The 19,101-nt window shown below is 68.7% G+C and carries 15 protein-coding genes and 1 pseudogene; 8 read left to right on the top strand and 8 right to left on the bottom strand.

Annotated elements, in window-relative coordinates:
- Nucleotides 1–179: 179 nt before the first annotated feature.
- Nucleotides 180–1,586: an amidase gene (locus tag ACOOE8_RS12980; protein ID WP_420391871.1), complete on the bottom strand. Its 1,407-nt coding sequence runs from the start codon at nt 1,584–1,586 to the stop codon at nt 180–182.
- A 315-nt stretch (nt 1,587–1,901) separates the two neighbouring features.
- Here ACOOE8_RS12980 and ACOOE8_RS12975 point away from each other — a divergent pair, with 315 nt between their 5' ends.
- The 7 genes and pseudogenes from ACOOE8_RS12975 to ACOOE8_RS12945 form a co-directional block, all read left to right on the top strand.
- Nucleotides 1,902–2,366 (top strand): NAD(P)-binding domain-containing protein, encoded by a 465-nt coding sequence (locus tag ACOOE8_RS12975; protein ID WP_420391870.1) that lies wholly within the window; start codon nt 1,902–1,904, stop codon nt 2,364–2,366.
- Nucleotides 2,354–2,770 (top strand): NAD-binding protein, encoded by a 417-nt coding sequence (locus tag ACOOE8_RS12970; RefSeq protein WP_420391869.1) that lies wholly within the window; start codon nt 2,354–2,356, stop codon nt 2,768–2,770. The genes ACOOE8_RS12975 and ACOOE8_RS12970 overlap by 13 nt, the downstream gene beginning before the upstream one ends.
- On the top strand, nt 2,763–4,238 hold the full coding sequence (locus ACOOE8_RS12965) for an aldehyde dehydrogenase family protein (RefSeq protein WP_420391868.1): 1,476 nt from the start codon (nt 2,763–2,765) through the stop codon (nt 4,236–4,238). Before ACOOE8_RS12970 ends, ACOOE8_RS12965 begins: the two co-directional genes overlap by 8 nt.
- 106 nt (nt 4,239–4,344) lie before the next feature.
- Nucleotides 4,345–5,157, top strand: coding sequence for a creatininase family protein (locus ACOOE8_RS12960; protein ID WP_420391867.1), 813 nt, complete (start codon nt 4,345–4,347; stop codon nt 5,155–5,157).
- Between the two features lie 586 nt (nt 5,158–5,743).
- Entirely contained in the window at nt 5,744–5,878 is a 135-nt protein-coding gene (locus ACOOE8_RS12955) for a hypothetical protein (protein ID WP_420391866.1), read from the top strand.
- A 683-nt stretch (nt 5,879–6,561) separates the two neighbouring features.
- Nucleotides 6,562–10,272, top strand: coding sequence for a LamG-like jellyroll fold domain-containing protein (locus ACOOE8_RS12950; protein WP_420391865.1), 3,711 nt, complete (start codon nt 6,562–6,564; stop codon nt 10,270–10,272).
- Nucleotides 10,273–10,638: 366 nt separating this feature from the next.
- A pseudogene (locus ACOOE8_RS12945) lies at nt 10,639–10,812 on the top strand (transposase); the annotation flags it as partial.
- A gap of 88 nt (nt 10,813–10,900) precedes the next feature.
- On the opposite strand, the gene ACOOE8_RS12940 reads toward ACOOE8_RS12945, so the two are convergent.
- From ACOOE8_RS12940 to ACOOE8_RS12910, 7 genes are all read right to left on the bottom strand, one after another.
- Nucleotides 10,901–11,767: a hypothetical protein gene (locus ACOOE8_RS12940; protein WP_420391864.1), complete on the bottom strand. Its 867-nt coding sequence runs from the start codon at nt 11,765–11,767 to the stop codon at nt 10,901–10,903.
- A gap of 307 nt (nt 11,768–12,074) precedes the next feature.
- Nucleotides 12,075–12,218, bottom strand: coding sequence for a DUF3096 domain-containing protein (locus tag ACOOE8_RS12935; RefSeq protein WP_420391863.1), 144 nt, complete (start codon nt 12,216–12,218; stop codon nt 12,075–12,077).
- 78 nt (nt 12,219–12,296) lie between these two features.
- Nucleotides 12,297–12,884 (bottom strand): CarD family transcriptional regulator, encoded by a 588-nt coding sequence (locus tag ACOOE8_RS12930; protein ID WP_420394705.1) that lies wholly within the window; start codon nt 12,882–12,884, stop codon nt 12,297–12,299.
- Nucleotides 12,885–13,271: 387 nt separating this feature from the next.
- Entirely contained in the window at nt 13,272–13,610 is a 339-nt protein-coding gene (fdxA, locus tag ACOOE8_RS12925; RefSeq protein ID WP_420391862.1) for a ferredoxin FdxA, read from the bottom strand.
- A gap of 126 nt (nt 13,611–13,736) precedes the next feature.
- A complete protein-coding gene (locus ACOOE8_RS12920; protein ID WP_420394704.1) occupies nt 13,737–14,024 on the bottom strand; it encodes a S4 domain-containing protein in 288 nt (95 codons plus the stop codon).
- A 61-nt stretch (nt 14,025–14,085) separates the two neighbouring features.
- Nucleotides 14,086–17,574, bottom strand: a complete 3,489-nt coding sequence (locus ACOOE8_RS12915) for a helicase-related protein (RefSeq protein ID WP_420391861.1) — start codon at nt 17,572–17,574, stop codon at nt 14,086–14,088.
- 164 nt (nt 17,575–17,738) lie between these two features.
- Nucleotides 17,739–18,548 (bottom strand): DUF3108 domain-containing protein, encoded by an 810-nt coding sequence (locus ACOOE8_RS12910; RefSeq protein ID WP_420391860.1) that lies wholly within the window; start codon nt 18,546–18,548, stop codon nt 17,739–17,741.
- Nucleotides 18,549–18,761: 213 nt separating this feature from the next.
- Between ACOOE8_RS12910 and rpmB the strand changes: the two genes are divergently transcribed.
- Nucleotides 18,762–19,085 (top strand): 50S ribosomal protein L28, encoded by a 324-nt coding sequence (gene rpmB, locus ACOOE8_RS12905; protein WP_420391859.1) that lies wholly within the window; start codon nt 18,762–18,764, stop codon nt 19,083–19,085.
- Nucleotides 19,086–19,101: the final 16 nt, after the last annotated feature.

Here is a 19,101-nt window from a genome sequence, read left to right as displayed (position 1 = left end):
CGCCGCGACCGCGGCATCCGTGCGACCGCAAACATAAAGGAACCGCGCTGACCCATCGTCTTGCCTCGCGAAGTGACGGTCTCGACGAGTATGTCGGCGAAGCGGTTCTGTGTCGAGACGGTGTTCCCAGGAGTGACGGCTGCAAGGTCCGTGCCGACGCGGATCGGCGCGTGCCCATGTCAGACCGGCGGGCGGTGGGCGGCCCACGGGCGGGCCTCCTCGAAGGCGCGGCTCGCTTGCAGCACTCGGAGGTCCTGAAAGCGGCCGGCGACGATCTGCAGGCCCACCGGCCGCCCGTCCGCGGTGAAGCCACAGGGGCAACTCGCCGCCGGCACCCAGCCTTGGTTGAAGGGGTAGGAGAAGCCCGCCCAGCGCAGCCAGTCCCAGTCGTGCTGCGGCCAATGCTCTGGGATGATGCGGCCGACGGGGAAGGCAGCCACCGACAAGCTAGGCGTCAACAACAGGTCGTAACGCCTGAAGACGTCCTGGACCGTGCGGGCGAAGTCCAGGCGCTTCTGTCGGTGCTGCACGAGATCAACCGCCGAGTAGCGACGGCCATCCTCGATGCAGGCGAGCAGGCCAGGGTCCATCCGCTCCCCGAACGTGTCCACGTAGGGACCCATGTTGCCGGCCATGCTCGTCGACCAGTAGCAGCGCTCGGTGTCGATGGGGTCGTCCCAAAGCGCGCCCACCTGCTCCACCTCGCAACCGAGCTCGCGGAAGGCCTCCACCGCGTGGAGCACGGGTTCAGCCACTTCGGCATCGACCGGCAGGTAGCCAAGGTCGGGACTGAACGCGACCCTGAGGCCGGCGATGGGCTTGTCGAGCTCGGCGAGGTAGTCCGCCGGCGCGCCTTCCAAGGATGTGAAGTCACGGTCGTCGGGGCCGGCCATCGCCCCCAGCATGAGCGCAGCGTCGGCGACGGTCCTCGTCATGGGTCCGGCGTGCGAGTTGAACTCGTTGTTGGACATCGGCGCGATCGGCACCCTGCCGAACGACGGCTTCAGTCCGTAGATGCCGCAGAAGGCGGCCGGCATGCGGATCGAGCCGGCGCCGTCCGAACCCTGGTGCAGCGGCCCGATGCCCGCCGCGGCGCACGCCGCGGCGCCGCTGCTCGAGCCGCCGGCGTTGAAGCCGTGCCTCCAGGGGTTGTGGGTGCTGCCCGTCAGGGGACTGTCGCCGCAGCCGATCCAGCCGGCCTCCGGCACCGTGGTCTTGCCGATGGAGATCGCACCGGCGTCGCGCAGGCGCTCCACCAGGGGCGCGTCCTCCTGCGGGACCCGCTCGGCATAGACCCAGGAGCCGGCCATGGTCCGCACGCCCTTGGTCATGGTGAGGTCTTTGATGGTCACCGGCAGCCCCTCGAGGGGTCCGAGGGGTTCGCCGCGGGCGACTCGCTCGGCGCTCGCCTTGGCCGCGTCGCGGGCGGCATCGAACGTGGAGGTGCAGATCACGTTGAGCGTGGGCTGGAGCGCCTCGGCCCGAGCGAGCACGGCGTCCATGAGCTCCACGGGCGAAAGCTGCTTGGTCGCGATGAGCGAGCGGAGCTCGACGGCAGAAGTGAAGCAGAGGTCGGTGTCCGTCATCGCCGTGTCGCCTTCTTCAAGTCGCCTGATGCGAAGCGCTTCGTTCGAGCCGCAAGGTCAGTGCCAGCCCATGCGAACCCACAGCACCCGGGCGCGGCGTGCGCGAACCGAACGCCTCGTTCGTGGCAGTGGGACCACGGCCGTGCGAGGTAGGGGTGATCGAAAGATGTGCGCTCATGCGGCCACCACCAGCGTCGAGGCTCTGAGCTAAGGCCGTTTTCGCGACCCCGACAACAGGGGGCGTGCCAGCCGCCATCGAGTGGCAGCGGGCGACGGGTTGCTTTACGAATTAGCGGCGGCATCGCAGGAGGTCTCGTGGAAGGGGTGGCGGTCGTCGGTCTCGGCGCGATGGGCCTTGCGATGGCACGCACGCTCGCTGACGCGGGCTTCGCCGTCACCGGCTACGACATCAGCGCGGAGCAACGAGAGGCGTTTGCGCCGAGCGTCGCGTCGCTCGGAGACCTCGCGTCCACGCATACCGTGGTCCTGTCGCTCCCCGACGACGCCGCCGTGGTGGCCGTGGTGGACGAGCTGATGGATCGGCTCGAACGCGGCGCGGTCATCGTCGACACATCGACGATCGGCGCGGAGACCGCGCGCCGGATGCAGGCCGATGCAGCCTCTCAGGGTGTGGGCTACGTGGACGCGCCCGTTTCAGGTGGTCCGGCAGGAGCGGCGTCGGGCACGCTCCTCATGATGATCGGCGGCGCGGACCGCGACGTCGACATCGCCACGTCGGCGGCGCGGACCGCGACGTCGACATCGCCATGCCAATCCTAGCCGCGCTCGCGCGAAAGGTGGTGCGGTGCGGCGGGCCCGGTGCCGGCGCGGTCGTGAAGCTTGCCAACAACGTCCTGTGCGCAGGCCATCTCCTTCTGGCGGCCGAGGCGTTGCGGCTTGCCTCGGCGGGCGGGGTCTCGGCCGAGGCCATGCTCACTGCGGTGAACGCAGGCTCCGGCCGCAGCGCCGTGACCGAGGTGAACCTGCCGCGTTGGGTGCTCTCCGACGCCTTCGACAGCGGCTTCTCGATGGGCCTGATGGCGAAGGACGTCGCCCTCGCTGCACGACTTCCCGGTGCAGGGCGCCTCTGCGAGGACCTTGCTGCCCAATGGAGCGCAGCGGCAGCAAGGCTCGGCTCGGGCGAGGACTTCAACAGGATCGTCGAAGGTTCCGGGCATGAATGAGGGCGATGTCGCCAGCCTCGTGGGAGGCGCGATGCTTCCCGGCTGCGGCGAGCCCGTTGTGATCGAGGATGCCACCACCGGGATGGTCGCAACGCGCTACGCCGACGGCGGCGAAGCAGCGGCCGAGGCAGCGCTCTGCGCGGCCGAAGAGGGCGGCCGTGCGTGGCGGGCGCTGTCGGCCTCGCGACGGGGCGCGGTGCTGACGCAGGCCGCGCGGCGCATCGCGGCGGCGGGGGAGGACCTTGCGGCACTCGAAAGCCGCACGGCCGGCAAGCCGATCCGTGATGCGCGCGCCGAGGTCGCCAAGGTCGCGGAGATGTTCGCGTTCTACGCGGGCTTTGCCGACAAGCTGTTCGGCGATGTGGTGCCCGTCGCGACGTCGCACCTCAACATCGTGACGCGCGAGCCGCTCGACACCGTGGTCCAGCTCACACCGTGGAATGCTCCGATATTCACCGCAGGATGGCAGCTCGCCCCGGCACTCGGCGCCGGCTGCGCTGCCATCCTGAAGCCGTCGGAGCTGACGCCGCAGTCCTCCATCGCGTTGGTGCGGCTGCTGCACGAAGCCGGCGTCCCGGACGGAGCCGTCAACGTCGTCGCCGGTCTCGGCCCCACGTCCGGCCAGCGGCTCGTGTCGGACGAGCGGGTCGGCAAGGTGGTCTTCATCGGCTCGGTGGGTACGGGGCGAAGGGTGGCAGCGGCGGCGGCGATGGCGGGACGGCCAGCGCTGCTCGAGCTCGGTGGCAAGTCGGCCAACATCGTCTTCGCCGACGCCGACCTGAGGCGCGCCGCGAGGGCCGCGCAGGGGGCGATCTTCGCCGCCGCCGGCCAAAGCTGCACCGCCGGCGCTCGGCTTCTGGTTGAGCGCTCCGTCTACGAGCGGATGGTGGAATGGGTGAGCGCGGGGACCGCGCGGCTGAAGGTGGGGCGCCCGGACGATCCCGCCACCGAGGTGGGACCCATCAACAATCGCCGTCAGTTCGAAAGCGTGCTTCAGACGATCGAGGCCGGCACAGCGGACGGCGCGCGGCTGGTGACGGGGGGGCGAACGGACGATCGCGACCTTGCGCGAGGGTTCTTCGTGCGCCCCACCGTGTTCGCCGACGTGACGCCGGAGATGATGATCGCGCGGAAGGAGATCTTCGGTCCGGTCCTTTGCGTGACGCCGTTCGACACCGAGGACGAGGCCGTCGCGCTGGCGAACGAGGGCGCGTTCGATCTCGCCGGCGCGGTGTGGACGAGGGACGTGTTCCGCGCCCACCGCATGGCGCGAGCGATCCGGGCCGGCACGGTGTGGGTCAATGGCTACCGCTCGCTTTCGGTCATGTCCCCGTTCGGCGGCATGCGCGGATCGGGCTTCGGCCGCTCGTCAGGCATCGATGTTCTGCGCGAGTACACTCAGGCGAAGAGCGTTTGGATTGAGACCGACGAAACGGCGGTGGCGCCATTCGGGTATGACGTCCCCTGATCGGCGACGTCGGACGAGCCGCTTGAGTTGGTCGACGCCGTCGGAAAAGGTTTGACGCGGATCTCGCCAGTCCGTCCGCGGCGCCCGCGGTGAGAAGGAACCAACAATGTCCGAGGTGCTTTGGGAGCGCATGAAGGCGCACGAGCTGCGCGATCTTGCGGCGAAGAACGCCGTCGTCATCGTGCCCGTGGCGTCCATCGAGCAGCACGGGCCGCATCTGCCGACCATGACCGACACGCGCATCGGCCGCGAGATCGCGGTGCGTGCGGCTCGGCGGGCATCCCCCAAACGGGTGGTGGTGGTCACACCCGTCGTCTGGTGCGGACTATCGGAACATCACATGAGCTTCGGTGGAACGATCACGCTCTCGCCGGAGACCTTTCAGCGCGTCCTGCGCGACGTTGTCGGTGCGCTCGTGCGGCTCGGCTTTCACGACATCCTGCTGTCGAACAGCCACGGCGGCAATCACATCGCGATGCAACATGCGGCGGAAACACTGTCGATCGAGCTTCGCGCCACCATCATCGCGACCACTTACCTGCGCGAGGCGGCGGAGGCGATCACGCCGCTCCTCGACGACCAGGCGGGCGTCCACCACGCCTGCGAAGCCGAGACCTCCATGATGCTCGCCCTCGAGCCCGACCTTGTCGATGCCAGCGCGCTGGATCGCCTTGCCACGCCCGCCGACCCTCCGCTGCTTCTTGCGGGCAAGGCCTCGTTCCGCTGGCGCCCGTTCAGTGGCGCGACCCGGAACGGTGTGATCGGCAACCCTGCGCGGGCAACCGCTGCAAAGGGCGAGTCCCTGCTCGACGCCATCGCGGGCGCCCTCGCCGATCTCGTCACGGACGGCGCGAACTGGGCGAACCCGCACGCTCCATCGAACGAGTTCCGCGGCGCGGATCGAAGCAACCGCGGCTGACGGCAACGCCCGCGCCCGGCGGACCTTGCCGCACAGGACGCGCGGCCACGAGACGGCGCGGGGCAGTCTGAGGTCCTCGGCGGGCTAGGTCGGAGGGCATGGCTCCGGCGTCCTCCCGCGCCAGCAGGCCGCTGAGACGTGCGGTTCGTGGGCGCGCTGCGGATCGCGAGCAGCGCAGCAGTTCGGATGATGCGAGCGGAGCGGTTGCACGACGGCCCGGTCCGGTCGTGCCGTGCCGTGGTGTGCCGTGCCGTGCCTTGCCTTGCCTTGCCTTGCCTTGCCTTGCCTTAGATCAGATGACGGTCGAGGAGCGCGAGCGATGGCTCGCGCTCCGCCTGGCCTGTCGCCGGGTCGCCGGGTCGCCGGCGCGCGCACACCCAGGCCGTGGCGGTTCTCCGCGAGGACATGCCCTACGAAGGCGAGCTGGCCCTCGGCCGTCGCCCTTGCGACGGGCCGGCATCGGGGTCGGTGACGGACGCATGGGTCTCGTCGGAGCGGGTCTATCCGCGCAAGTCCGCCCCGGCGTTGCGCCCTCCGCCGTCGCCCGGAGGCGGCGTGTCGTCGTCCCTTCCGCACGAAGCTCTTCATGGAGGCCGCCGCCTCGATCGGCGTGCCGTCGACGGAAGAGTGCGCGGCCGACATGAGCGCCTTCGCCTCGCGCCAGCGCGACGAGCGCCGGACGTACAGCCAGCACACGCACCGACGTGTTCCGGTCGCCTGATCGGTGCGCCGGGCTATCCGACGTTGCGCGAGCGGCGCCTGCAGTGCCTGACCCACGGAGGCAGAGCAGCATTATCGCCCGTCCCGATGGCAAACCGGCAATCATGTGTTGAATCGTACAGCGTTGCCCAAATACGTCTTCTTAGGGGGTAGCGCTTTCGTAAGATCGAGGTTACACACCGCCAAGTCATCGTAGCAGCTATAGCCAAGATGATAAGTGGAAACATTATGATAATCAGGGCAACAATGTGCATGCAAGGTTGATAATCAGAAATTTTCCAGAAATACATCAACAAACTATGTGTCTACGTTAGTCAGTGCTACTGAAACGCGTAAACCGTCAGAGAAAAGCGACGCTTAAAGATCGCTTTCTTTAATGTCGAAGATGAGCGAACCGCGGGGAAAACATGATCAAGCGACGTGTGAGAGATAGTGCAAGCCTGACGGCAGGAACGTCAGGCAGTCTTCGGGCTGCCGGTGAAGGCTGGAACGGGAGGTCGCGGTCGCAGCGTCCTTCGCCCTGAGCTCGGCCCGGTAGGCCTCGCCGGTCCAGCGTCGATGAGCGGCGCCTGGAGCGTTCCGCGGTCGGTGTCCTGAGCGAAAGCCTTCTGCCGTCGCGGCGAGCGGCGGTGCCCCATGCGCGGATCATCGCGCTCTCAACCACGCACGTCACAGGATGTCTGTATGAGCACGACCACCGTGTCGTCCGCCGGCGAGCTCCTCGCTGCGCTGAATTCGGCGTCGAGCAACGACCTTATCCTCCTCCGACCCGGGAATTACGGGTCCGTGAGGATCCAAGGAGAAAGTTTTTCGGACTACGTCACCATACGATCTCAGGATCGCGACAACCCTGCTCGGTTCGAGACCATCGAGGTCTTCGGTTCCAAGCACGTCAGGATCGACGGCGTCCACGTCAACAACTCGGGCAACGGCTCAGCAGGCTCACGCATCGTCAGCGTCGACCAAGGTTCGAGCTACATCCAAATCATCAACTCCGAGATCAACGGCAAGGTCGATGGCGAGTACCAGGGCTGGTACGGTATGTTCGCCGGCGCCGCCTCGAACGTCCTGTTCCAGAACAACTACATTCACGACATCAAGAACGGCATCGTCGCCCTCGGCGCGGACAAGATCTCGGTCGTCGGCAACAAGCTTGAGGCCATCGGCAACGACGGGATGAAGTTCGCCGGCAACGATGGGGTGTTGATCGAGGACAACACCGGTCCGCGGTTCGTCTATCCGGCACCCGGTGCCCACGTCGACTTCATCCAGTTCCAGGGATCGTCCAGCAACATCGTCATTCGAGGCAACGTCTCGCTGCTCGAACGACCGACTCCCACCCAAGGGATCTTCTTGGCGGACGGGCGCTATAACAATGTTCTCGTAGAAAACAACGTCATCTACAACCAGATCCTGCACGGGGTGACGATCTACGAAGGATCGAACGTGACGATCCGGAACAACACCCTGCTCACCGTGCCGAACCAGGGCCACTCGGCGACGATCATCATCTCTCCGCCTGGGGCGACGGTCCAGAACAACATCACGTCCCACAAGTTCAGCAACTCGGGTCCGTCGGGCAGCAATCACGTGCTGCAGTGGGACCAGCCGAGCAGCTCCAACCACTACAACGACGCGTACGTGAACGCAGCGCGGGGCTACGGCATCACGCTGGAGGACCTGCGTCCCATCGCCGGCTCGGTGGGCGCGACCAAGGGCGCGTACCAGCGGATCGGCGAGCTCTTGTCGGACGGACCGGCGGCGCCGGTCTCGCCACCGGCCAGGCCGAGCATCCCAACGACGCCCGATCAACCCGACGCGCCTTCGCAGCCCGCCGAGCCCATCGAGGAGGTCCCGCTCGGCGACGTCCTCCTGGAGCGGCTGGGCGCGAAGGAGTTCGGCGGCACCGCCGACGTGATCGTCATCAGGCACAGCAGCGACTTCAGCGTTAAGGCAGGCACCATCGCGCTCACCTTCAACGCCGACGCCGTGCGCGGGATGCACGGACTCGTCTCGAAGGATGCGTCCGGTTACGACGGCGGCGGTCATCACTTCACCGCCTACATCGAGGACGGCACGCTCGTCGTCCGCTTCCAGAACAGCGGAAGCACGGAGACCGTGCGGATTCCCAGCATCCGCGAGGGTGCCGACTACGATCTCGTCGTGAACTTCGGACCCGGCGGTTACACCGTCTGGCTCAACGGCGAGGAGCGCGCCTCGTCCCGGTTCGCGATGAACTGGGAGAACAACGTCCAGGCGCTGCAGATCGGCGCCAACGGCTGGGCGAGCTCCTCGGGGGGGACCGACTTCGTCGGACCGTTCGACGGCACCATCTCCGACCTTGTCATCGCGGAGGGTCAGGGTACGCCGGCGCAGATCGCGGACCTCATCGACGCCGAGCGTGACGACGACGACGACCGGGACGACGACGACGATCGCGACGACGACGACGACGACGACGATCGCGACGACGACGACGATCGGGACGACGACGATCGGGACGACGACGACGACGACGACGATCGGGACGACGACGACGACGACGACGATCGGGACGACGACGACGACGATCGCGACCAACCGACCCCGGCGCCCGCGACGCCAACTACGCTCGACGACGCGGTCTACGAGCGGCTCGGGGACGTTCGACTTGGTGGCTCCGCGAGCGACGTCATCCTGATCAGCGACCGGGAAGCCTTCAAGATCTCAGAGGGGACGATCCGGTTTGCCTTCAACGCCGACGACGTTCGCTCGCGGGGTGGCCTCCTGTCGAAGGACGCGACGGACTACGACGGCGGAGGGCATCACTTCACCTCCTACGTGGAGAATGGACGCCTCCACGTACGCTTCCAGGACCGGGGGCGCTCCGAGATGGTGGAAGTCCCCGGGATCGTCGCGGGGAGGGATTACGAGGTGGTCGTCAACTTCGGGTCTGACGGCTACTCGGTCTACCTTAACGGCGCGCGTCAAGCGTCGTCGACGTTCGTCATGGACTGGACGAACAACGTCCAGATGATGCAGATCGGCGCCAACGGCTGGGGCAGCGTGTCGGGCGGTGACAAGATCTCCGACCCGTTCAAGGGCACCATCTCCGATGTCGTCATCCTCGATGAAAAGGCGACACCGCAAGAGGTGGAGGACCTTCTCAACGGCGGGGGCGGCGGTCGCCCGAGCCAACCGAGCCAGCCCACGCCGAACGAGCCGAACCGGCCGAGCGAGCCGAGCCAGCCCGCGACGCCGGACACGTCCGAGCCGCCGCGCAGCGTCGCGGACGCACGTTTCGAAAGGCTCGGCGAGGTGGAGGTCTCGAAGAGTTCGGACGTCATCGTCGTGCCGAACCGGGACAGCCTGCGCATCGAGGAGGGCACCATCGCGCTGTCGTTCAACGCCGACAGCGTGGGTCCGCGCGCCGGCCTCCTCTCGAAGGACGCCTCGATGTACGTGGGTGGCGGCCATCACTACACGTCTTACGTGATGGACGGCAGCCTCTACGTCCGCTTCCAGAACGCGAACGACGAGGAGACGGTGAAGATCTCCGGCATCCGCTCCGGCGTCGACTACGACCTCGTCACCAACTTCGGGCCGGACGGTTACACGGTATGGTTGAACGGCTCCGAGCGCGCCACCGGCTCGTTCGTGATGAACTGGGAGAAGAACGTTCAGGCGATGCAGGTCGGCGCGAACGGCTGGGCCAGCGCATCCGGCGCGACGAACTACTCGGATGTGTTCGACGGGACGATCTCCGATGTTCTCGTCCTCGAGGGAACCTTGTCGCCGCGGCAGATCGCAGCCCTGTTGGAGGGTGGTACGAGCGGCGGACCGCAGGAAGGGACGGACCGGCCGACGCCGGTCTATGAAGGGACGGACCGGCCGACGCCGATCTACGGGTTGTCCGGGTCGAAGGAGTTCTCCGGCTCTACGTCGGACATCAAGACGGTGGCACACTCCGACAGGTTTGAGGTCAGCCGTGCCACCGTCGCGTTCGACTTCGAGGCGGACTCGACCGGAGGAACGTACGGGCTGTTCTCCAAGGATGCGAGCGACTACTCGGGTGGCGGCAACCACGTCTCCATGTGGCTCAGCAGCGGCAAGCTCTACGCCCGCTACCAGGACGAGGACAGCGACAGCACCTTCTCCACCGCCATCCAAGCGAACCGGACCTACAACGTGGTGACCACCTTCGGCGATGGCGAGGTCGAACTCTTCCTCGACGGCAAACTCGTGTTCCAGGACGACTTTGAGGTGGACTGGACGCAGAACGTGCAGGCGTTGCAGGTCGGCGGACTTGGCTGGGGCAGCAGCTCCGGCAGCCTCAAGGCGACCAACGGGTTCGATGGCACGATCGCGGACTTCATGATCTTCGACGCGATCCTCGCTCCTGGCGACCTCGCGTAGGGAGCCGGGTCGGCGGCCGACCTAACATCCCAGCGTGCGTCTCGGCGCACGCTGGACGTAAGGACCACACAGGCCGACCGGCGACGGTCGGTCCCGTGGGCGTCCTGTCGACGCCTTCAACTTCGCAGCGTCGGAAATTCGGGTGGCGACCGAGCTGCACGGTCGTCTTCGCTGCGTGCGCCTCGCTCAGGGCAAACAGCGCCGGCGGCCGATCGGCCGCGTCCTCCCAACGCGTGCCCGCCAGGGCGCGGGACAGGAACGTCGGCCATCGTCGTCATCCGGGCTCAAGACCCCTAAGCGCGATCCTTCAAGGCGGATCGGATCCTGCGATCTCCCAAGGGAGATCGACAGGAGCCGACGGCACTTCTGATTAAGCAAGCCGAGTTCGAGCGCCTCGCTCCGCTCCTGGCGACTGACACGCGAGGGAGGCCTTGCGTCGACGACCGCCGGGTCATCGGCGGGGTCATCCCCGTCCTGACGTCGGGCTGCCGGTGGAAGGATGGTCGTGAAACCTACGGCCCGCACGAGACGCACTGCAACGGATGCTCTAGCCATCACCTTCGCCGTGGCGGAGCGTGGTGCTGCGGCCCTCGCGGGCCACAAGGACGCCCTGGACGAAGGCGACCTCTTATGCGCCGTGTCGGTCTGACCGCGGACGCGGGCGGCGAAGGAGTGCCCGCGCGCGGCCGGCGAGCGTCCGAGCCGCCGACCGGCGTCCGGATGCACCCGCGAGCCGCGTAAGGAGGTCGGCGTAGCCGAGCCGTGCGACGAGGTCGTGGTCCAGCGTCCCCATCACGAGGGCGACGTCAGCCGGCGCGTAGTCGTCCATGTAGCGGTGCGTCGCCACCCTGTCCCGATCGAACACCTCGTCGCGGGCGTAGGCCCTGGCGTCGACGAGCTGCCCGGCGTTCGGTAGGTTTCGCGCCCGGTTCTCGATGACCTGGAACGGCGCCTCCCGGCGGGTGAGCCCCCACGCGCCGGCAAGCCCGTCCGTCACCGCCTCCGGGGCGTCGACGAGATCCTCGTAGCGCACGGGGCGAGCGGCGAGCGGCGACGCCACGGCGGACGACAAGTTCCAGTTGATCGCGGTCCAGTAGTCCACCGGCGTGCGGAACCACATCTCGAGGCTCTCCCCCTTGCCGTTGTGGATGACGAAGGGGTTGGACAGGAAGGCGGACATCCCGTCCCGTGCGCTCGATGATAGGTTGTTTCGACGGCCCCCGGCGTAGGCGTGCAGCGATGCAAGCGCGGAGAACGGGTTCTTCGTGATGAAGGCGAGGCGGGTCGTCGGATAGGTCTGGACTCCGTCGGGGGTGTAGAGCGGCAGCACCCAATGCTTCCATCCGAGCGTGTTGTAGCGCACCGTGCAGTGGTAGTTGAGCTCCAGCACGCTACGGAGGAAGTTGGTCCCCGAGCGGAAGGTGCCAACGACGGTGATGCCCGCCTCCGCCGGCTGCGTCGCCCCCCGCGTTGCGGCTTCGCGCGCGTCCGCCATCCCGGTCGCGCGCTGGCGGCGACGGGCCCGCCCAGGCGCCACCCCTTCACACGAGGAGGCTCCGCCGACAGCAGGCGTCGCGGCCGTCTTGCATCCGCCATTGGACGCGGCGCTGGCGGCGGAAGCGCCGCCCCGCGTGCTGCTGCGTCGTCGCGTCATTGTCGGTCGCCTTCGCACCGGTTGGCGACGATGGGTCGGGTTCGGCGAGCGGACCGACGCCCCACCCACGTTCGGCCGCCCATCGCCGGTGCATCGCAGGGCGCGATGGCGCGACGGCGCGCTCGCAGCGGCTCGGTTGAAGCAGCACTCAGATGATGTTCGGCCACAGCCCGGTGGCGCCGACGAAGATGAGGTAGCCGGCGACGATGTAGTTCAAGATCCGCGGAAACACCAGGACGACAACCCCCGCGACGAGGTACACCGCGGGCTGCAGGTCGGGTATTGCGTCCATGCTCGCCCTCGCGAGCGGCATCGGGCGGCGGGAGGAGCGCTCGAACGAGCGGCCTGCCCCCGTCGACCCTGCGCCGCGTCAGGCCGCCTTCTCGTGCAGCTCGTCGGCTTCGGCGTCTGCCTCGGCCTCGTCGGCGTTGGTGCGCCTCGGGCTCTTGGCGAGCTGCGCCTCGATCACCTTGATCGCCGCCGGCTCATCGGTCTTGTTGATCGCAGCGATCTCGCGCGACATGCGATCCAGCGCCGCCTCGTAGAGTTGACGCTCCGAGTAGGACTGCTCCGGCTGGCTCTCGGCCCTGTAGAGATCTCGAACGACCTCTGAGATCGCGATGAGGTCGCCGGAGTTGATCTTCGCCTCGTACTCCTGTGCGCGGCGGCTCCACATTGTACGCTTCACCCGCGCCCGGCCGGCCACCGTGTCGAGCGCCTTCTTCGTGGTCTCGGCATCGGCGAGCTTGCGCATCCCCACGGCCTTGGCTTTGTTCACCGGAACGCGCAGCGTCATCTTGTCCTTGGCAAAGCTCACGACGATCAGATCGAGCGTGTACCCCGCGAACTCGGTCTTCTCGATCGACTGCACCTGACCGACGCCGTGCGCCGGGTAGACGACGTGCTCGTTCGGCTTGAACGCCGACTTCGGGGCAGCGCTCTTCTTCACCGTAGCCATAGAGTCTTGATACTCCTCGAAATGATCACGCATCCTTGACGGACGATCGTGTCGTTTTCTTGTGGGATGTCGCGTGACCGGGCGTGTCGCCGCCCGACGGCAGCGGCAACACCCGGGCCCACGTGCGGGGTGGTCGGGACGGCACAGGCAGGCCGACGCGACCCACGGGAATTCCGCTCCTGTCTGTTGCGGTGCCGGGTTCGAACGCCGCGGAGCCGGCGACATCCGCGCACGCGGTCATGCCAACACGGCATTCGATACATATACCACACCAAACCAGGGTTTTGAAGAGCCGGTGGCGGAACCTCCCGTACCTTCGGCGGGGTTCATCCGCGGTTAACCCAGCCTCATAAGCAGCGTGACCCGCTCGACGGTGGCGTGAAGCTGCTAGTCACCGGTCCCCGGAGCGGAACTGAAGTGCTCCTCAAGCTTGTTCGTCGCCGTCTCCCAGTCCGCCGCGTCGGGCAAGGGGTCCTTCTTGACGGTGATGTTCGGCCATTCGGCGGCGTACTTGGCGTTCAGCTCGACCCACTTCTCCGTGCCAGGCTCGGTGTCCGGCTTGATGGCGTCCACCGGGCATTCAGGCTCGCAGACCCCACAGTCGATGCACTCGTCGGGGTGGATCACGAGCATGGTTTCGCCCTCGTAGAAGCAGTCCACCGGACAGACCTCCACGCAGTCGGTGTACTTGCACCTGATGCATGCGTCGCCGACGATGTACGTCACCCTATCGTCCCTTCCATGGTTCGCGGTTTGAGTAGTGCCGCCTAGGTGCCGGCACAAGGCGAGCCGCTCGACCGCGGGCGTGGCGATCCGTCACCTGACAACCCGATCGCCTCGACCGCCCGACCTTCAACCGCCCGCTGCGCTGCTCGTCCCGTCGCCGGCCGTCCCCGTGCCCGTGTCATGACCGTCCATCGGCTCGTAGAGCGCGGCGGCACCCGACGGTGAGGCGCGGCGTGATGCAAACCCTCGCACCCGCACCACCCGCACGTCGCGCGGCATACGGATGGTGAGGACGTCGTCGGCGCGGACCAGCCGGCTCGACGACGTGACCTTCTCGCGGTTGAGGCGGACCTTGCCACCCTCCACGAGCGCCTGGGCTAGGGTCCGCGTCTTGGCGAAGCGGGCGTAGCACAGCCACTTGTCGAGCCGCTGCGGTCCACCTTCGCCGTCCGCCCCGGCATCTTGGACGCTGGGCTCAGCGATCGCCCTTCTCCAACTGCTCCTTGAGCGCCGCGAGCTTGGCGAACGGTGAGTCGGGGTCGGCGTCGCGCTCGCGCGCTGGCGGACGCTGCGGCTCCGCTCCGCGAGCTGGCTTGGCGCGCGGGGGACGGCCCTTGCCGCGCCCGTCCGGGGGCGGCGTGCGCTCGTCACGCCGGCGCCCGCGTCCGCCGGCGGGTTTGCCGTCCCAGCGCGGCTCCCGCGCCTCGGACGTGGCGGCTGCTTCTGCACCCGCCGCCGCCGGCGCCGCAGCAAGCGGCGGCGCTGGCTCGCCTCCCCTGCCACGGTCCGACGGAGCGTCCCTGCGTCCGCGACGACGGTCGTCCCGCCGTGCGGCGCCGCCATCGTCCTCGCCGTGCGAGGCGCGGCGGCGCCGCGCGCCCTCGCCGCGCTGCGTGCGGGGGACGCGCCAAACCTCGATGAGGACCGGCCCCGCGTCGGCCGAAGCCGCGACGGCGTCTTGCGTGACGGAGGGCGCGTCCGTCTCAGCCACGCGCTCCGCCTCCGCTGCGGCCTCGGGATCAGCGGCGGCCGCCTGCTCGTCCACCTCGCCGGCCGGCGCTGGGGTCTCGCTGGGACGGGGCGTTCCGATGGCTGGCGCTGGCGATGCGTCGTCCCCCAAGCGGTCCGTGCCATGCGGTTCGGACGTCGCCGCAGGCTCGTCCGTAACGGCCACCGTCGCCTCGCCCCCAGCCGTCGTTGGCGCGGGGGCCTGCGTCCCGCCACCGTCGGCTGCGTCCGCGATGTCGTCCTGCGCCGCGACCTCGACGTCAGCCGTCGACCAAGTGGCCTCGTCCGCCGCTTCGCCAGCGTCATCGCCAGCGGCGGGCGCGGCCTCCCCAACGTCGACCGGAGGGTCGCTCCCCTCGCTCGCCCTACTGGTCGCAGGCGCGTCGCTCGCCTTGGCCGGCGCACCCGCCGGCGGCGCCGCACGCGCCTTCTTCGGTGGGCGCGATCGAACCTCGCTTGCAGCACGCAGCGCCGCCTGCTCCGCCTCGCTCGCCTCGTGGCGATCCATACGGTAGCCGAGCGAGGAGAGGATGGCCGCGAAGTCCTCCCCCGAGCACCCAAGGAGCGACGTCATCGCCACGGTGACGAGGAAGCCGCCGCCCTGGGGCACCGCCCCCGGAGGCGGCTCGCCGGCCTCGGGGCCGGGTCGCCACGCCACCAGCGGCCTGACCTGATCGGCGAGGCGCTCGAGGATGTCGATGCGCACGGCACGCGGTCCGCACGGGCGGAACCCCACCACCCGGTAGAGCGCCGGCGGGACGGCAGGATCGACCGCGATGGACGTGCGGCCGGAGGCGGAGAGCTGCGGCACCTCGGCGAGCCCGGGCACGTCGAGGTCCGCGTTCTTCAGCGCCCAGAGGAGCGCCAGAAGCTGGCTGGGGGCTGGCTTCAACAGCGCGGGAACGAAGATGTGGTAGGCGCCGAACCGCACGCCGAGCGCGCGCAGCCCCGCCCGCGCCGCCTGATCGAGGGCCTTCGCCTCCTCCGTCACGGCGGCGCGCTCGACGCTGCCGAGCCCCTCCGAGATGCGGTAGGCAAGGCCGCGCGCGCCGCCGTCGAGTGTCTGGGCGTTGCGCAGCTCGAACAGGGGCTTGACGAGCCCCTCCACGTGGGCGGCGAGCCATTGGCTGAGGCGCGACTGCACCTTGTCGCGGGAGGGCGGCGGCAGCGTCTCGTCGGCGAGGAGCACCGCGTTCGGCCTCAGCGCGTCGTCGCTCGCGGTGACGCGGGCGATCACCGCACCCTGCCAGCGGATCGCCGCGTCCGAGCCGAGCGCGAAGGCGGCGTCCGGCGCGGCCGACGCCTTCTCGGCACGACGCTCCATCTCCTTGGCGAGCGCCTTGCCCGCCGCCGAGCGCAGCGCCTTCTGGTCCCGTGGATCGCCCGTCGACGCGTCGGCCTGGAAGCGGAAGCCGGCAAGCGTGCCCACGTGTTGGCCCTCGACCATCACGTCCCCGGCGTCGTTGACCTCAGATTCCAGCATCGCATTCTCTCTGAGCCGCTTCATGAGGACGCTGGTGCGCCGGTCGACGAACCGCTGCATCAAACGCTCATGGAGCGCGTCCGACAAGCGATCCTCGACCGCGCGCGTGGTTTGCCGCCACTCGGCCGGGTCGGCAAGCCAGTCGTTGCGGTTGGCGACGAAGGTCCAGGTCCTGATGTGCGCGATGCGGTTCGACAACGTGTCGATGTCGCCGTCGGTCTTGTCGGCGTAGCGCACCTGGCGGGCGATCCAGTCGTCCGGGATCGCCCCGTCGCGCACCAGGAACGTGTAGAGCGTCAGGATGAGGTCCGCATGGTTCGCCGGCGCGATCTTGCGGTAATCGGGAACCTGGCAGACCTCCCAAAGGCGCTCCACACGCCCGGGCGTGTCGGCGAGGTCCATGATCTCAGGGCTTTTGGTGGCGTGCTCCAGCGCCTTCTGGTCGTCAGCGGGAGGTGCCTTGGTGAGGCCCTCCTCCGGCGCAGGCACGTCCAGCGAGGCGCGCAGCGCGGGCACGGAGGCGTAGTCGAGCTCGGGGTTGCGCCACTGGAAGACGCGCGCCGGCTGGAAGGCGTGGGTCTCCAGCGCCTCGACGAGGTCGTCGGCGAAGGGGCCGACCCGCGCCGTCACCCCGAACGTGCCGTCGCGGGTGTGCCGGCCGGCCCGCCCCGCGATCTGGCCGAGCTCGGCCGCCGTCAGGTGGCGGAACTGGTAGCCGTCGAACTTGCGCGCCGAGGCGAAGGCCACGTGGTCGACGTCGAGGTTCAGCCCCATCCCGATGGCGTCGGTGGCGATCAGGAACTCGACGTCGCCGGACTGGAACAGCTCCACTTGGGCGTTGCGGGTGCGCGGCGACAGCGCGCCCATGACGATGGCTGCCCCGCCGCGCTGCCGGCGGATCAGCTCGGCGATGGCGTAGACCTCGTTGGCCGAGAACGCGACGACCGCCGAGCGAGGCGGCAGGCGCGTCAGCTTCTTCTCCCCCGCATAGGTGAGGATCGACATGCGCGGCCGCGTCACCACGTTGACGCCGGGGATCAGCTTCTCGAGGAGGTTGCGCGCGGTCAGGGCCCCAAGGAGCAGCGTCTCATACTGCCCCCGCACCCGCAGGAGGCGGTCGGTGAAGACGCGGCCGCGCTCGAGGTCAGCGGCGAGCTGGACCTCGTCGATGGCGACGAACTCGGGATCGAGGTCGAGCGGCATCGCCTCCACCGTGGCGACGTAGTACCGCGCGCCCGGCGGGATGATCTTCTCCTCGCCGGTGATGAGCGCTGCGACGTCAGGCCCCATGCGGGCGACGACCCGGCCATACACTTCCCGCGCGAGGAGACGCAGCGGCAGGCCGATCAGCCCGGTGCGGCGCGCGAGCATGCGGTCGATGGCAAGATGGGTCTTGCCGGTGTTGGTGGGGCCGAGGACCGCGGTCACGTTTCGCGCCCGCTCGGGGCGGCGCGTGAGGGGGGTCAGCGTCATCCGCGGCGTCCTCAAGTCGCGTCGGCGGCGCACCGCCGACGCAGTGGCGGGTCACAGCGGCCGCGCGAGGCCTCGACGCAGGTGCGTCAGCCAGCGGCATCCGCCGTGCGATGGGAGGGGCGATCCCTCAGTCGGTGACCTCGGCGAGCGTCCGGATGCAGGCGTTAGACGCCGGTGCCGGTGATCGCGAGCTGGCTCGGCTCGATCTTGATCTCACCGTTCGGCGTGCCGATCCGCACCGCGTAGGGGATCGCGTAACCCGTGCCGGGGAGCGGTACGACCGTCACCTCCAGCGCCTTGTTCGCTGCGAGGTACTGGACCTCGCGCTTGTGGGGACGGTGGCCCGCCACGGGGACCCAGCGCGCGCCGCACACCGAAGCGCTCCCGGAGTAGCCCTCGGTGGCCACCTTGCGCTCGCCCTTGTAGTACAGCTTGACGTCGTAGCGCGTCCAACCGTCGAAGATCTTCATGGTGTGGTCGCACGCGTCGCGCGCGTCGGCGGCCTTGGCCGGGATGAGGCCGGACGACAGCGGATCGACGATGCCTCGGCGGTGCGCGTTGGTCACGGCGATGCGGCCATCGAGCGCCTTCAGCGGCGGCTGGGCCTTCAGCGAGGAGACGGTGCCGCCGTTCATCCGCATGGCGACCCGCACCGGCCGGTCGATCTCGTCCGCGCTCACGTTGTAGGTGTTCGGCAGCACGTCGCCGCGGCGCAACGCACCGCTCGCGTCCACCGACGTGCGCACCGCGGTCACGATCTTGGCCACGCCCTTCGGCGCCATGAAGAGCGTCGCGTCGTACTTGCCGTTGGCGATGGTGAGGTCGACCGTCGCGCGCGCGATGCCCCAGCCGGCGATGGAGATCTCGTAGGTGCCGTCGACGCTCACCTTGGCAGCGGCCGGCGCGACCATCGGCAGCCCAACGAGGGCCATCGCGATGGCGCTCATCGCGGCGAAGGACCTGAACGGCTTCATAACGCTCTCCCACCGGGGACGCCCACGCGCCCTCGTGCCCGCGTTGTTGCTTTATGGTATGGCGATAGCGAGATCAAATGGTGGCGCTGAACGGCCGCTGAACTGCTCCGCAGGGGGCGAAGCCGCTTGACCGGGCGGCGGTCGGTCCCTATCACCCGCATCTCATCCAACACGGATCGAACGAAGGACGCCGGCCCGCCGGCGATGGACCCCATGGCGCGGCGCTGCGAACTGACCGGCAAGGGCGTGATGGTTGGCAACAACGTCAGCCACGCCAACAACAAGACGAAGCGGCGCTTCCTGCCGAACCTCGTCGACGTCACGCTGATCTCCGATGCGCTGGAACGACGGGTCCGGCTGCGGATCGCCGCAGCGGCGCTGCGCACCGTCGAGCATCGGGGCGGCCTCGACAAGTTCCTCATCAAGGCGAAGGACGACGAGCTGTCCGAACGCATGGTCCGCCTGAAGCGCGAGGTCGTGGCAAGTGGCCGCACACCGGGCGCGACCGACCCGGCGGCCGCTGCGGCGAACGGCTGAGCCCGGCCGAGTACCC

The organism is Acuticoccus sp. (assembly GCF_965213555.1).
Lineage (GTDB): Bacteria > Pseudomonadota > Alphaproteobacteria > Rhizobiales > Amorphaceae > Acuticoccus.
This window is presented reverse-complemented; position numbering and strand designations above follow the sequence as displayed.

Coding starts and splice junctions, on each gene's coding strand:
- ACOOE8_RS12930 (WP_420394705.1), bottom strand. CDS start 12,884: ATGGCTACGGTGAAGAAGAGCGCTGCCCCGAAGTCGGCGTTCAAGCCG.
- rpmB (WP_420391859.1), top strand. CDS start 18,762: ATGGCGCGGCGCTGCGAACTGACCGGCAAGGGCGTGATGGTTGGCAAC.
- ACOOE8_RS12940 (WP_420391864.1), bottom strand. CDS start 11,767: ATGGCGGACGCGCGCGAAGCCGCAACGCGGGGGGCGACGCAGCCGGCG.
- ACOOE8_RS12950 (WP_420391865.1), top strand. CDS start 6,562: ATGAGCACGACCACCGTGTCGTCCGCCGGCGAGCTCCTCGCTGCGCTG.
- ACOOE8_RS12955 (WP_420391866.1), top strand. CDS start 5,744: ATGGAGGCCGCCGCCTCGATCGGCGTGCCGTCGACGGAAGAGTGCGCG.
- ACOOE8_RS12980 (WP_420391871.1), bottom strand. CDS start 1,586: ATGACGGACACCGACCTCTGCTTCACTTCTGCCGTCGAGCTCCGCTCG.
- ACOOE8_RS12970 (WP_420391869.1), top strand. CDS start 2,354: ATGCCAATCCTAGCCGCGCTCGCGCGAAAGGTGGTGCGGTGCGGCGGG.
- ACOOE8_RS12965 (WP_420391868.1), top strand. CDS start 2,763: ATGAATGAGGGCGATGTCGCCAGCCTCGTGGGAGGCGCGATGCTTCCC.
- ACOOE8_RS12915 (WP_420391861.1), bottom strand. CDS start 17,574: ATGACGCTGACCCCCCTCACGCGCCGCCCCGAGCGGGCGCGAAACGTG.
- ACOOE8_RS12935 (WP_420391863.1), bottom strand. CDS start 12,218: ATGGACGCAATACCCGACCTGCAGCCCGCGGTGTACCTCGTCGCGGGG.
- ACOOE8_RS12910 (WP_420391860.1), bottom strand. CDS start 18,548: ATGAAGCCGTTCAGGTCCTTCGCCGCGATGAGCGCCATCGCGATGGCC.
- ACOOE8_RS12960 (WP_420391867.1), top strand. CDS start 4,345: ATGTCCGAGGTGCTTTGGGAGCGCATGAAGGCGCACGAGCTGCGCGAT.